General features: G+C 43.9%; 11 protein-coding genes and 3 pseudogenes. 7 read left to right on the forward strand and 7 right to left on the reverse strand.

The window, feature by feature from the left end; translation table 11 throughout:
• Positions 1-110 precede the first annotated feature (110 nt).
• Positions 111-635, forward strand: a pseudogene (locus tag AB4384_RS20415) (IS110 family transposase); the annotation flags it as partial.
• Between the two features lie 616 nt (positions 636-1,251).
• On the opposite strand, the gene AB4384_RS20420 reads toward AB4384_RS20415, so the two are convergent.
• From AB4384_RS20420 to AB4384_RS20440, 5 genes are read right to left on the reverse strand one after another with little or no spacing between them, the layout of a single operon-like run.
• On the reverse strand, positions 1,252-2,556 hold the full coding sequence (locus tag AB4384_RS20420) for a replication-associated recombination protein A (RefSeq protein ID WP_372128211.1): 1,305 nt from the start codon (positions 2,554-2,556) through the stop codon (positions 1,252-1,254).
• A gap of 21 nt (positions 2,557-2,577) precedes the next feature.
• On the reverse strand, positions 2,578-3,123 hold the full coding sequence (locus AB4384_RS20425; RefSeq protein ID WP_372130037.1) for a thioredoxin family protein: 546 nt from the start codon (positions 3,121-3,123) through the stop codon (positions 2,578-2,580).
• Between the two features lie 33 nt (positions 3,124-3,156).
• Positions 3,157-4,056, reverse strand: a complete 900-nt coding sequence (locus AB4384_RS20430; protein ID WP_372128213.1) for a LysR family transcriptional regulator — start codon at positions 4,054-4,056, stop codon at positions 3,157-3,159.
• 12 nt (positions 4,057-4,068) lie between these two features.
• Positions 4,069-5,481, reverse strand: coding sequence for an MATE family efflux transporter (locus AB4384_RS20435; protein WP_372130038.1), 1,413 nt, complete (start codon positions 5,479-5,481; stop codon positions 4,069-4,071).
• Positions 5,482-5,517: 36 nt separating this feature from the next.
• On the reverse strand, positions 5,518-6,504 hold the full coding sequence (locus AB4384_RS20440) for a zinc-dependent alcohol dehydrogenase family protein (RefSeq protein WP_372128215.1): 987 nt from the start codon (positions 6,502-6,504) through the stop codon (positions 5,518-5,520).
• 170 nt (positions 6,505-6,674) lie between these two features.
• Between AB4384_RS20440 and AB4384_RS20445 the strand changes: the two genes are divergently transcribed.
• The 6 genes and pseudogenes from AB4384_RS20445 (at position 6,675) to AB4384_RS20470 (ending at position 11,325) form a co-directional block, all read left to right on the forward strand.
• Entirely contained in the window at positions 6,675-7,490 is an 816-nt protein-coding gene (locus AB4384_RS20445) for an SDR family NAD(P)-dependent oxidoreductase (protein ID WP_372128216.1), read from the forward strand.
• 171 nt (positions 7,491-7,661) lie between these two features.
• Positions 7,662-8,537, forward strand: a complete 876-nt coding sequence (locus AB4384_RS20450) for a radical SAM protein (protein WP_372130039.1) — start codon at positions 7,662-7,664, stop codon at positions 8,535-8,537.
• Between the two features lie 218 nt (positions 8,538-8,755).
• Positions 8,756-9,601, forward strand: a complete 846-nt coding sequence (locus tag AB4384_RS20455; RefSeq protein ID WP_372128218.1) for an enoyl-CoA hydratase/isomerase family protein — start codon at positions 8,756-8,758, stop codon at positions 9,599-9,601.
• On the forward strand, positions 9,601-10,002 hold the full coding sequence (locus AB4384_RS20460; protein WP_372128219.1) for a nuclear transport factor 2 family protein: 402 nt from the start codon (positions 9,601-9,603) through the stop codon (positions 10,000-10,002). Before AB4384_RS20455 ends, AB4384_RS20460 begins: the two co-directional genes overlap by 1 nt.
• 328 nt (positions 10,003-10,330) lie before the next feature.
• Positions 10,331-10,693, forward strand: a pseudogene (locus AB4384_RS20465) (alcohol dehydrogenase catalytic domain-containing protein); the annotation flags it as partial.
• Positions 10,694-10,765: 72 nt separating this feature from the next.
• Positions 10,766-11,325, forward strand: a pseudogene (locus tag AB4384_RS20470) (zinc-dependent alcohol dehydrogenase family protein).
• 789 nt (positions 11,326-12,114) lie between these two features.
• On the opposite strand, the gene pflB reads toward AB4384_RS20470, so the two are convergent.
• Positions 12,115-14,412 (reverse strand): formate C-acetyltransferase, encoded by a 2,298-nt coding sequence (gene pflB, locus AB4384_RS20475; RefSeq protein WP_372130040.1) that lies wholly within the window; start codon positions 14,410-14,412, stop codon positions 12,115-12,117.
• 232 nt (positions 14,413-14,644) lie between these two features.
• On the reverse strand, positions 14,645-14,989 hold the full coding sequence (locus AB4384_RS20480) for a multidrug efflux SMR transporter (RefSeq protein ID WP_017069768.1): 345 nt from the start codon (positions 14,987-14,989) through the stop codon (positions 14,645-14,647).
• Positions 14,990-15,026: the final 37 nt, after the last annotated feature.

Consider the following 15,026-nt stretch of genomic DNA (forward strand, 5'->3'; position numbering starts at 1 on the left):
GTCAGCACGGAGTTGGACATAACCTTCTTAGAGTAATCACTTAAATTAGGAAAATACGGATAACTTTAGGTATCTTAAAGTCGCTTACTGGACGGTCCAGTCCCGCTCGTTCAAATCGTAAAGGTGAACCGATCCCTTTAACATTGATGGTCGAGCTGCAGGAGTTACATGAATACTACAAACATCTGAACGAATTAATAAAAAAACAAGATAAGAAATTGCAGTTGTTACTTAATGAAAACCCATTAATGCAGTTACTACAGTCAATACCTGGTGTAGGGCCAATGACAGCTGCTTGTTGCCTATCAAATGTAGGGAACGCATCAGATTTTAAGAATGGCCGAAATTTTGCTGCTTGGATTGGTCTGGTTCCGTTTCAATACTCCACAGGAGGAAAGACAAAGATGGTTGGCATTTCTAAATGGGGTAATAAAGTACTGCGAGAATTGTTTGTTGATGCAGCACGAGTCATTGTGTCAAGGCATGAGACATCAGAGCGGTATTTTGGTCATTGGTTAATAGAGTTAAAAATGAGAAAGCCGTTCAATGTTGCGGTTGTCGCATTAGCTAATAAATTAGCACGTATAGCTTGGTCAGTAATGACAAGCCAGAAAGCGTTTGAGTTAAGAGTTTAAATCGAGTTACTACCGAGTTTGCAGATGATAAAAATAGATGACAAAACGGTTAGACCACCAGATTGAAGACCTGAGGGGCAGAACAGCAATTAATATGCTTTCACGTTTTTGAGGACAATCTGGCGCGGATCTCATCGTAGAGCTGGGACTAATGAAGGTCTCAATAGACTCTGAATACATTAGCGCAAACCAACTCCAGTTATCTTGCTTTATTATTTGCAATAACGGAGCGTACCATACATCCTGCCCCAATGCCTGCTAGAGCCTCAATATCAACGTTCAATTCTACACTCTTTAATATCATAAATATCATATGAAAAATGGGGTGTGTATTTGTTACTTTCACTAAAACTTAAGTCTTCAGCAATTGACCAAGCTTTACTTGTTGACTCATTATCAATATAGCTCTCGGGTAAAAGCAGTATAAATGTATGAGTTATATATTGTAAGCGCACCACGATCCCACGTGGCGCGCTTTAATATGAGAAGTTCCAGGGAAGTAACGAGTCATGATATAGCTCCGTAGTCGAAGGGAGCTATACCAATATCATGTGATGTTATTTATGAATATGTGGGCTGAAATGGGCGCTTACACTTAATCAGTGCATAAGCCGAGTTAGAGATTATTTTCCTTTATGTACTTGAGCCATTCAGCAAAGTGCTTCTCTTTACCTAATTGATTAGGCTGATAGTATTTACGCTCAACCAACTCATCGGGTAGGTATTGCTGTTGAACAAAATGATTATGGTAGTGGTGGGCATTTTTGTACCCCTTACCATTACCAGTTTGCTCTGTATGGCTGTTGAGAAAGTCACGAATGTGCAAAGGTATCTCTTTCACGTTGTGGCTGTGAATGTCCTTTTTCACTCGTTGCACCGCTTGAAAAACTGAATCACTTTTCGGGACGCTGGTGACATAAATCGTTGCCTCAGCTAAAGCGTAAATACATTCAGGCATGCCAACGAATTCAACCACTTGTGCGGCGTGTGAGGCAATTACGAGCGCCTGTGGATCAGCCATACCGACCTCTTCACTAGCACATACGATCAAACGGCGAGCGATGTATTTCGGATCTTCTCCTGCTTCTAACATTTGCATCATATAGAAAAGCGCCGCATCCACATCACTGCCCCTAACACTTAAGATATACGCACTAATGGTATCGTAATGACTATCCCCATCTTTATCGTATTTTAGAGCTTTTTGCTGGATGCACTCTTCCGCTACCTCAAGGGTGATATGAATCGTGCCATCGGTTTTTTCGGTAGTTAAACAAGCCAGTTCAAGCGCATTGAGTGCATTTCTAGCATCCCCATTTGCTGCGTGAGCAATGTGCGCAAGAGCGTTTTCTTCGATGACAATGACCTCATCTTGCAATACCTGATCTTGATTAATTGCTCGCTTTAGCAACTGCTGAATATGAATGTCATTGATAGCATTTAATCTAAACACCCGTGAGCGAGATATTAACGCATCATTGATGTCATAATATGGGTTCTCGGTCGTCGCCCCAATAAGCACGATGATCCCTTGTTCGACATGCGGTAGCAAGGTGTCTTGCTGTGCCTTGTTGAAGCGATGGATTTCATCAATAAACAGGATGGTTTTCTTACCCTGCATTGTCAGTCGATCTTTCGCGCTGCGAACAACTTCTGCGATCTCAGCTTTTCCCGAATAGGTTGCGTTGAGTTCTTCAAAGTGCGCGTGGGTATGATTGGCGATAACCTGAGCGATAGTTGTTTTGCCTGTGCCTGGTGGACCCCATAGAATTGTTGAGCCAAGTTTGTCGGCTTGTACTGCTCGATGGAGTAGCTTTCCTTTGGCGAGAACATGCTCCTGACCAATGATCTCCTCAAGCTTCTGGGGGCGCATTCGCTCCGCTAGCGGCTTGTTGTCGGTTGAGATATCAAATAGATCCATACATCCCCATAAGCTGAGTATTTAACGCCACTTAATAGAGCAACCCATACTTGGCTGTTGTTCGGTTGGCCCTTCTCCAGTGCTTGCAATTTGGCGCATTGCGTTAAGTAGTTCTGGTATTCGATTCGTTGGGTCGCTCATTTTAGCATCGTCTAAACGACCACGATATTGCTGCTCCCCCTTGTGGTTAAAGCCAAAGAAATCAGGCGTGCAGACCGCGTCATACTGACGGCCAACCTCTTGGGTTTCATCAACTAGATAAGGGAATTTAAAACCGTGCAGCTGGGCGAACTGCTTCATATTCTCAGGGGAGTCAGAAGCATAGTGATGATAGTCATTTGACATGACGGCAAGCACGTTGATGCCCTCATCCATTAGAGCTTCGGTGTCTTTTGCCAAGCGCTCTGCAATGCGTTTAACATAAGGACAGTGATTACAAATAAACATGACCAGCAACCCTTTATCACCAAGGTGCTCACTCATGGTATAAGCGTTGCCATCAGAATCCTTCAAGGTGAATTCAGGGGCTTTCCAGCCAAAATTACAAATCGGTGTATCAAGTAGCATTGTGTTCTCCTAATTGCAGTGGTTCAGGCTAAGTTATCTTACTGAATCCCAATAAGGTGGGGTGCCATAGTACTCAGAAAAATAGTCAAGAAAGGCACGAACCTTAGGTGCTAGCAATCTTGAGCTTGGATAAACTGCCCAAACCTCTGAGTTATCAATCAAGGTATAATCTTCAAGTACTTCGACAAGGCGACCATCTCGCAACTGTTGGTAGGCAATCCAGGTTGCACACATGGCGATGCCCATACCATCCATAGCGGCATCACGTACTGCTTCACCATGATCAACCTTGATCTTTCCTATCACCTTGACGTGTTGCACGCCCTCAAGTGTATCGAAGACCCAAGACTCAAGACCTGCTTGGTTAATACATAGGTGATTCTTAAGCTCTGAAGGGTGATTGGGTTTACCATGTGTGGCGATATAGTCTGGCGATGCCACCATAATACGTTTGTCTGTAGCAAGTTTCTTTGCAATTAAGGTTGAGTCTTTTAAGTTCGCATTACGGATTGCCACATCGAAGCCACCCTCTACCAAGTCCACCATAGAGTCCGTTAATCGAATATCGACTGATAGATCTGGGTACTGTTCTAAAAAACCTTTCAAAGCTGGCATTAGGTGTATACGACCAAATGAGGCAGGCGCGGTGATTCTTAATGTTCCTTTCGGACAGTCTTTCCCAGTACCAACAGTTGCTAGAGCTACATCAACACTGCTAATGATCTCTTCAGCATAGGGGAGAAGCGTTTCCCCCTCTTCGGTGAGAGATACCTTACGCGTGGTGCGATGAATAAGCCTAGCACCAATACTCTCTTCAAGCCTATTGATGTGCATACTGGCGACTGGTGCCGATAGACCTAACTCCTTACCTGCTTGGCCAATATTGTGTGTAGAGGCAATACGTACAAACAGCCTTAGGTGCTCAATGTTCATTAAAAATAATCCTTATATTTCAATAACTTGTACTAGTGGTGTAGATGGGCTCATGGAGCGATTTAGCTGGTACCAAGCATAAGCGCCTGCCAATGTATTAGCAATGAACGCTGAGTAAACCACATTGATGATATCTCCAGTCGATGCACCAAGCCATATTGCTGGCACATAAAAGATAAACAGCCTTGCCAAAGAGACCTTAAGTGCCAATTTAGCCTCTCCTAATGCGTTAAATACAGAGACTACGAGCATGCATAAACCAAGGGGAGCATAACTAAATGGGACAACCCACACCGCAAGTGAAAACCAGCTCTGGATGAGGACTTCATTGCTTAGCAGTGGGATGATCCACCAAGCGTTGAGGGCAAGAGCCAAAGCCAATACAAGATGAAACAGGATAAGGAAGCGACTTACTGAGGTAAGAGCCAGTCCAATCTCACGGTGTTTTTTCTCACCGAGGTAACGACCAATCATTGGCGGTACAGACATGGTTAACCCAAGTGTAAAGACGAGCAAAAAGCTCTCTAGGCGAGCGAGTAGGCTCCAAAACGCAATGGAATCAGTACTAATGCGAGAAATCAATAGCATACAGATAAAAGCACTCACCGATGGAAGCAACTGGTTGAGGATAGTTGCGCTGCTCATGCGCGCTAGCGCCACCATAAACTGCAGGGTCTTAAAGCAGGCAGACACCGAGTTTAACCAACCATTCTTTTTCGCTCTAACCAACATATAGTGGGCACATGAGGCGTAGCCAATAGTTGATGCAATCGCAGCGCCAATAATCCCCATGTCCAGTCCAAAAATAAGGATGGGATCAAGAACCAAGTTGATGATGCTTGCCAGTAAAAACATGCGACCCGTGGTTTTGGTATCGTCATTGGCACGGTAAACGCAGGTCATCAAATATAGAGCGGCTACTGAAACGGCACTCAATAGCCAAAATGGCCAGTAAAAAGAGAAAATTTCAGCCAACGTGTTTAAGTGTTGTGCAGTAATATCAGGGGCAATGAACGCCTTTAGAATTGAGCTTTCAAGTAACCACAGCACACAACAAATCAAGGAAATAAATACTGTACCAACCAGCACACTGATGGTCGCCGTTGATGTTGACTGTACGCGATTATTTGCACCGCAAGCTTGCGAGATAATAGAGGTTGCAGCGACACCAATCCCGACTTGTACACCAATAATAGCAGCCTGAAATGGGAGAGTAATGCCATGAACAGCCAACTCATCAAGCCCGAGCATACCGATAAACACCGAATCCACCAATTGTACAAGCATAATGGCAAACAAACCCACCGTCAGTGGCAGCGTTCGTTCAATGATGATCTTTAATGTGGTGGATAGCAGAGACATAGCAACCTCAAGGAAGTCTGATATAGGGCGTAGTTCATCGACCGCGGCAACAAAAAGGCCCACAATAATATGCGGGCCTACCAAGGGTGAATGTGGTGATTAGATGTTTACAACCACTTTACCCATTGCTTGACCACTTGCTAAACGATCATGTGCTTGACCTGCTTGTTCAAGGCTAAATTCGCGCGCATCAAGTACTGATTGTAGTTCACCTGCTTCAACAATTTTTGCCATTGCTTTTAGGATCTTTCCATGCTGCTCGCGGTCAACGTTGTAAATCATTGGAAGTAGCATGAAAACAACGTGAAGTGATAAGCCTTTCATGTGTACCATTGTGAGATCTTGTTGGTGCATCGCCAACGTTGTTGCGATGTGCCCATTGAGCTTTGCCGCTTCAATTGAGTTGTTAAGGTTTGCCCCACCCACAGAGTCGAAAATCAGGTCAAACCCCGACCCAGAGGTGTATTTCTCTACATAGTCAGCCACTGATTCCGACTGAAAATCGATCGCTGTTGCGCCCAGTTTGTCGATTAGATCAGTTTGTTCACCGGCGGCGCCCGTTGCGTAGACGTCTGCACCAAAATGACGAGCAAGCTGCAAAGCAATGTGGCCTACACCGCCTGCACCACCATGAACTAACACCTTTTGACCCGCAGCAATACCTGCGCGCACTAGACCTTCGTATGCCGTGATCCCGACAAGCGGTAACGCTGCGGCTTCACGCATAGAGATATTAGCGGGTTTTTGCGCGATCAAATTGGCATCTGCCAGCATGTACTCTGCCAATGCACCTTGAAGATCACCAAGACCGCCTGCACAGCCGTACACTTCATCGCCTACTGCATATTCAGTAACACCCTCACCCACAGCCTCAACGGTACCTGCGAAGTCCATACCTAGGACGCCCGGTAGTTGTGGGTGGAATGGCAGAGCTTCCCCCATATCACGGATCATCATGTCGATGGTGTTGATGCTTGTTGCGGCAACTTTAACGACAACGTGCCCCGGTTTTACTTCTGGCTTAGGAAGTTCCATTGTTTCGAACACGTCTGTGCCACCAAATGCGCGGATTGCTGTAGCTTTCATGGGTTGTAACCTCTAATGCGTTTTGTTTTTCGCCTATTATAGGTGGGGGCTCTGATTTGATAAGGCGGCCTGACGTTAAATAAGTATTAAGACTTTATTAATAAAAAATAGGCTACATTGCTCAGCATTGATGAATAGCCAATGAAGACAGAACAAAAGGAGAACAACCAATGAAAAAGACGATCTTAGTGACGGGCTCTACCGACGGTATTGGTTACGAAACTGCGAAAAAGTTAGTGTTAGATGGACACCATGTATTGGTACATGGCCGAAACCCGCAAAAGCTTGAGAAAGTAATCGCATCGCTCACAGAGCTATCTTCTGACGCTGTTGTTGAGGGCTATGTTGCTGACTTATCGAGCCTTGCGGATGTCGAAGCCTTTGCTACCGCTGTTAGCAAAAACCACAAGCGCTTGGATGTTTTGATCAATAATGCGGGCGTTTATAACGTGCCAAGCGTGACAACTAAAGACAATCTAGATGTTCGATTTGTGGTTAATACCATTGCGCCTTATCTTTTGACTCAGCGCCTACTAGGGATGTTTGATTCCTCTGGTCGTATTGTTAACTTGTCTTCGAGGGCACAAGCACCCGTTAGTCTAGCTGCGTTAATCAGCTCAGATGCGAAAGCGGATGATGGCTCTGTATACGCTCAAACAAAATTAGCGATTACTATGTGGTCGGTGAATCTTGCTGAAAAACTCAAAGGAAAGGGACCGTTGGTTGTTGCCGTTAACCCAGCCTCATTTCTTGGTAGCAAATTAGTAAAAGAAGCGTATGGCGTTGAGGGCAATGACCTTGGTATTGGTGCCGACATTCTTTACCGCGCCGCTTTGTCTGATGAGTTTTCTGGCGCCACAGGTAAATACTTTGATAATGATTCAGGTCGATTTACCGCCCCACATGCAGATGCGATGAATAAAGCGAAGAACGACAAATTGGTTGGAGTCATTGAGTCGTTGCTAGCAGAAAAACTGGCGAATTAACCTGACTTTCTCCCGTAATCTCAACAAGAGCTTGGAATTACCAGGCTCTTTTTTTGTCTTTGAATTATTAACAAAACGTAAAATCTGATTTCTTTTTACGGCGTATTATAAACAAAATCTTTTGTGTTTAAGCTGTCGGTGTTGATATTTCGCAAGGCTGAGGAGCTTAATATGCATTACGAAGGTAAAATCTATCGCCCTTGGATGGAAGCTGAGAGCGTACTAATCCAGACCACATTAGGGTGCAGTAATAACCAATGTACTTTTTGCACCATGTTCGATGATAAGCGATTCAAAGTACTTGAAATAGAAGACATCTTTAAAGACATCGCCGAGGTAAGCTCAACCTACCCAAAGGTCGAGTCTATCTTTTTGATCGACGGCAACGTCATGGCGATGCGCACAGAGAAGCTGCTCGCCATTCTTGATCGAATCAAAGTGACATTCCCAGAGCTGAAGCACTTGGCCTTATATTCAGGCTTTAATGATTTCCGTCGAAAAAGTATTTCAGAGTTAAAAGAGATTCGCGCTGCTGGTTTAACCACGGCATATTCTGGCCTAGAGTCTGGTGATCCTATTGTCTTAGAGCGCATCAAAAAGGGGATGACTCGTGAACATGCTATCCAAGGTATGGAGATGGCACGTGAGGCAGATATTCAGGTGCTTGCTTCATTCATCTTTGGTTTAGGTGGTCGTGAGCGCTCAAAAGAACACGCAGAGAATACGACCAGTTTGCTTAATATCATGCGCCCTGACGCGATTGCACCAATGGCATTGGCGATTCAACCTGGTAGTCAATTAGAGCGCGAGGTTGCCAGCGGTGAGTTCGTTTTGCCAACTCCGCTACAAATACTCGAAGAAGAAAAATATCTTCTTGAAAATATGGATGATTTCCCGTGCTTTTACTGGGGAGATCATGGCAACAACATTGCGACTATGCGAGGAATCTGGCCAGAATCGCGTAAGCCATTTCTAGAAAATATTAACAAACACATCAATCATAACCCGATGGCGAAGAAAAACGTGATCGAGACTTATGCTTGGTAAGTTTATCTCAAAAATCAAACACAAAGAGATGGGACTATGGAGTGAGTTTTTACAAGAGCTTCCCCTTTGATAGTTCAAAATAGGAGATTAACCATTCAATTACTGCTAATTCAGTTTTGTTTTTTTGTTAATTGTTTGTAATCGGGGTGCGACATATAGTTATAGCGTTAACGCACCCTTTACAATTCATTATCAAGATATTCTATGGAGAGTATATTATGAAATATGCAGGTTTTCAGACATTTACAACAGAGCAGAAAGACGGAATCCTTACAGTTACCTTTGATTTTGGCACGGTAAATGTTCAAGGACAAGAAATGCTCGCAGACTTAAATAGTTTGGCAATGAGATTAGAGCGTGACCGTAATACTAAAGTCGTTGTCTTCCAATCAGCAAACCCTGAAATTTGGGTTTGTCACTATGATACAGAATTGCTAAAAGACATGTCTACAGAAGCGGTTTCGCGTGAAGAAGCACAACTTCTAGACTTACAAGCGGTATGTGAACGAATCAGTAAAGTTCCGCAGGCAACAATCGCTAAACTTGAAGGTTTCGCTCGTGGGGGCGGCCACGAACTTGCACTGGCATTAGATATGCGTTTCGCTGCTCGTGGTAAATTTAAGTTTATGCAGATGGAAGTGGGCATGGGTATCTTGCCATGTGGTGGTGGTGCATCACGTATGGCTCGTCAAGTTGGTCTTGGCCGTGCGCTAGAGATTGTTCTAAGTGCTCGTGATTTTGATGCGGACGAAGCAGAAGCTTACGGCACTATCAACAAGGCGTTAGAGCCGGATGAGATTGGTCCATATGTTGATGCACTTGCGCAGCGTATTTCAAAGTTCCCTGCAGAATCGATTAATGTGTGTAAGCAAATGGTTTACGAATCAATTGATAAGCCAATCGATGAGGCGCTAAAAGCAGAAGCATACTGGCTATACCAAGCAACAAGCAAGACTGCAGCAGTTAAGCGTTTCCAGATTGCCGATGATCAAGGTCTAGAGCATGATATGGAAAACCAGCGTAACTGGGAAGGCCTAGTGATGAACGTTCAGGATATTAACTAATGAGTATTAATGCTAATAAACAGCTTGTTGTTGACTTTTTTACACATTTTGTCGCGGCAGATGTTGACAGTTTATTATCACTGCTTAATGACGACGTGATTTGGAAGATGATGGGCCAGCAAGGTGGATTACCTTTATCTGGTGAGATGGATAAAAGCGGTATTGCTGATTTCACCAAAGGTGCTTACGAGTTATTTTCTGGTTCATTTAAAATGATGCCAAAGGCATGGACTATCGATGGTGATCGAATAGCCGTTGAAGTTGAATCTCTTGGCATTGTAAATAATGAGAGAGAATACAATAACCTTTATCATTATCTATTCGTTTTATCAAAAGGAAAGATTACAACAATAAAAGAGTATGCTGACACTGACCTAGTTAGACGTGTATTCATTGATTAATAAACACTTAGCTAAAAAGCATAGAGGCTTATTCTATGCTTTTTGGGCTTTCTCGAAGAAGGCTATTGAAAAATATGCTCAGTAATTATTGAGCTAGTAAAAAAAGTCAAATACGTACAAAGGATTCGCCATGATCCTCTGCTGATAAAATCAACTCTCTCAATACTTATAGGAATAGATGAGAAATCGAGCAACAAAGCTCCCATACACCGTAGTCATTATTAACTATTTGTTATAACTGAATTCAAAATTTGCGCATAGTTGTCATGCTACGAACCTTGTAAATTGGAAGATATCGAATATCACCTACTAGCTGAGCACCTATCCCATGAAGAAATATCTGATTCAACCCGAGAAAAATACAATACAGCTTACCGAGCAAGGGGTTGTAAAGCTTGCTGAGTATGATGTGCGCGTTAAGGTTATGTCCACGTCATTAAACTACCGTGATATTATCTACAAGAAAGTAAATGCGATGGAGGTAACAGCATTGTCCGATGGCACTGGAGAGGTCATTGAGATCGGCAGTAAGGTACAAGAATTAAAAGTTGGTGACCGAGTAACTGGTTTATTTTTCCCTGAATGGCTAGACGGCGACGAGCACTTAGGAGCGAATGAGCCTGCACGAGGTGGGGGTGATATCGATGGCATGCTAGCAACCGAAGTGGTCGGCAATGCGAAGGGGTTTATTAAGTTTCCTGACTACCTCTCTTACGAGGAGGCTGCCACGCTACCTTGTGCTGGACTGACCGCTTGGCACGCTATGTTTGAGCACCCACGTGCCTTACAAGCGGGTCAAACCGTCCTCATCGAAGGAACGGGCGGCGTGTCTATCTTCGCCCTTCAACTGGCCAATGCCTTTGGTATCCACTCAATTGTCACTTCAAGTTCCAATGAGAAATTGGAAGTGGCCAAATCTATGGGGGCTACACACACAATCAACTATCGAGAAACACCAGATTGGGGGCAAAAAGCCTTAGAGATCACCAGTGGTAAGGCGTCGACATGGTGCTTGAGGTGGGCGGAGCCGGAACACTAGATCAATCGATGAACGCAGTAAAAGTTAGAGGCGTGATCAGCTTGATTGGCGTGTTGACGGGATTTGATGAAAAAGTCAACACGGTACCGATTACGGTGAAGATGATCTCCATGTTCGGCATCCATGTAGGCAGCAAAGCTATGTACTCAAGATTTAATCAGGCACTCTCTCAGCACAAGATAAAGCCTATTATTGACAAGGAATTTGACTTCTCTGAGGCGAAAAAAGCCTATGACTATCTTGAGTCAGGGCAACACTTTGGCAAGGTGATCATCAAGCACTAGTAGCCCGAAACTTCTACTCATCGTTTATCTGGCAGTTAGCTCACTACAGGATCTGTTGCTGGAAGACAATAGAGATTCATCGATTTCGATAAAGTCTGACACATTACCTCTATTCACTCTCTTGGTTGAGGTAATGTGGATCACTAATAGCAAACTCGATTTTACCCAAAATGCTTTCGCTTGAATCATCAGTATCAACTAAGCACCTTCCGTTTAACTTATCGACTAAACACATTTTTTCATTTGAACTGCTACGGTATGGAAACTCTTGAACATACCAATCCACTAAGGAAATTTGAATATGAGCAACTCATGAAGAAAGTCGATTGGTAATCCAATGCTTTTCATATCAAATCATAGCATCGTGATTTTAGTTCTCTCTGCGCTGTATACTTTACTCATAGACAGGATCTGACCTGCTCTCCGCTTTCTAACCCAACCAAAGATTAGTAGTCTCTTGCATCTTGATTATCACTTCACTGACATGAGAGAAAGTAAGTCAAATAACGCTTGGGTGAAGTTAGCCATTCACAGGCTTAAACAACAAGGAAAGGGGCAAAGATAAGTTAGAGCTCCTAGTGATCTCTGACATAAAAAACAAGCGAATCCCCCCAAAAAAAGCATCAAAGTAATTCCAATCACCGCGTAAATATCGGTTTTGCCCATATACTAGCCAAGACAACGCGACGCCCAACGACATCATTAGCGCCATACTCCACGCACAAAAAAGCGCGAGAAACGGATGTCATTCTCGCGCTTTTTTAGAACCGTATATCTTGAAGTTTACGGTTAAATCTTAGCAGTAAACGTACGGCTAATTACATCTTGTTGCTGCTCACGTGTTAACGAGTTGAATCGCACAGCGTAACCCGACACTCGGATGGTTAACTGTGGGTATTTTTCTGGATGTTCGACGGCATCCAACAACATGTCACGGTTAAGCACGTTAACGTTGAGATGCTGCCCACCCTCAACACGAATCGATCCTCCATTTTCCTCATGGTGGAAGTAACCATCCATTAGTGCTGCTAGGTTCACTTTTTGGCTTAGGTCATCTTTACCTAGTGCATTTGGTACGATTGAGAAGGTGTAAGAAATACCATCTTTAGCGAATTCAAACGGCAGTTTGGCAACTGAAGAAAGTGAAGCAACCGCCCCTTTCTCATCACGACCGTGCATTGGGTTTGCGCCCGGGCCAAATGGCATACCTGCGCGGCGACCATCTGGTGTGTTACCGGTTTTTTTACCATATACAACGTTTGAAGTAATCGTAAGGATAGATTGAGTTGGAACCGCTTCACGGTAGGTGTTCATTTTCTGAATTTTTTTCATAAAACGTTCAACCAAATCACAAGCAATATCATCAACACGTGAATCGTTGTTGCCGAATTTTGGATATTCACCTTCAATCTCAAAGTCGACAGCGATGCCATCTTCGTTACGTACTGGTGTTACCTTCGCGTATTTGATAGCCGCTAACGAGTCAGCAACAACCGACAGCCCTGCAATACCACAAGCCATTGTGCGATGAACATCGCGGTCCATTAATGCCATTAACGATGCTTCATAGCTGTAACGGTCATGCGAGTAATGGATCACGTTCAGCGCAGTGACGTATTGCGTTGCAAGCCAATCCATCATGTCATCAAAGCGAGGCATTAAGCGGTCAAAATCGAGAACTTCATCTTCGATACGAGCAACTTGGGGGCCAACCTGCATGTTAGATTTTTCATCAACACCACCGTTAATGGTGTAAAGCAACGCTTTAGCAAGGTTTGCACGAGCACCAAAGAACTGCATATGTTGGCCAACCACCTGCGGGCTTACACAACACGCAATCGCGTAATCATCGTTATCAAAATCCGCACGCATTAGATCATCGTTCTCATACTGAAGTGATGAGGTTTCGATAGACACTTTAGCCGCGTATTGTTTAAACGCGATAGGCAGTTGTTCAGACCATAGAACCGTCATGTTCGGCTCTGGTGCTGGGCCCATCGTGTGCAATGTGTGCAAGTAGCGGAAAGTCGTTTTGCTAACAAGAGTACGACCATCAACGCCCATACCAGCCATTGCTTCTGTTGCCCAAATTGGGTCGCCAGAGAACAATGAATCGTATTCAGGAGTGCGAAGGAAACGAACCATACGAAGCTTCATGATGAAATGGTCAATCAACTCTTGCGCTTGTTTTTCATCAATCAGACCAAGTTTAAGGTCACGTTCGATGTAAACATCTAGGAAGGTTGATGTGCGGCCTAGCGACATCGCAGCACCATTTTGAGACTTAACCGCAGCTAAGTAGCCAAAATAGGTAAACTGGATTGCCTCTTGCGCAGTACGAGCAGGAGAAGACATATCAATGCCGTACTTCAAACCCATTTCTCGCATTTCATCAAGGGCACGAATTTGATCAGTAAGCTCTTCACGTAGACGCAATGTCTTATCTAAATCACCACCCGTTTCAAGCATCTTCTGAGTTGATTTGAACTGCTCATTTTTGTCTGATTTTAGGAAGTCGATACCGTACAAAGCAAGACGACGGTAGTCGCCAATAATGCGTCCACGACCATAAGCATCTGGCAGACCAGTAATAATACCAGAACGGCGACATGCTTTAATTTCGTCAGTATAAAGATCGAACGCTACTTGGTTATGCGTTTTGCGGTACTCAGTGAAGATCTTTTCGATTTGTGGCTCTAATTCACGACCGTACACTTCGCACGACGTTTTCACCATTCGAATACCACCATTAGCGATGATGCCGCGTTTCAGTGGTTTATCGGTTTGTAGACCCACGATTTTTTCGAGGTTTTTTGCAATGTAACCTGCATCGTGTGAGGTGATAGTGGAAACGATATCAGTATCAAAATCGACAGGGGCATGAGTGCGGCTTTCTTCTTTAATACCCTCTAGCACCGATTCCCATAGCTGTGTCGTCGAGTCCGACACGTCCGCAAGAAAAGATTCATCACCTTCATAAGGGGTGTAGTTTCGCTGAATAAAATCACGTGCATTAACGGATGTTTGCCACTCGCCAGCTTGAAATCCCGCCCAAGCTTCCATCATATCGGTTGTCGGAATAGTCATAATGACCCCCTAAGTTATTGATAAACAGATAATATCTATGATTATTTATAATCATTGGTTTCTGCTGGCTATACTAAACCGACCAATCTATGAGTAAAGTGAGCTGTTTTCATAAAATACATGCACAAAATGCATTTATTGGAATTACTATATTATATTCAATACCTTAAGTTGAAGGCTAACTACTCTAGATTCCAATTAGTTTGTTCCTTCAGAAGTAGGAAATAGACTCTTAGTGACTCACCGACGTTGAAAACAGGTTAATGATCACCACACCAGACAGAATCAAAGCGATGCCAATGATCGCGTAGATGTCTAGCTTTTGCCCGTAGACCAACCAAGATAACGCCGCGACTAACACAATCCCTGCCCCACACCAAATCGCATAGGCGACACCCAGAGACATAGTTTGAACCGTGAGAGACAACAGATAAAAAGCAAAGCCATAACCGACGAGTACTGCGGCGGTAGCAGGAAGGGAAGTAAATTGCTGCGTTTTAGGCAATAAAGAAGTCGCGACAACTTCAAGCACGATGGCAAGTGACAGCATCACTGGAGGCGGAAGAGATAAAAGCATGTATGAGTCCACAACATTAAATACGGCGCTCAGAATA

It is taken from the genome of Vibrio sp. 10N.261.51.A4, from assembly GCF_041471945.1.
Lineage (GTDB): Bacteria > Pseudomonadota > Gammaproteobacteria > Enterobacterales > Vibrionaceae > Vibrio > Vibrio crassostreae_C.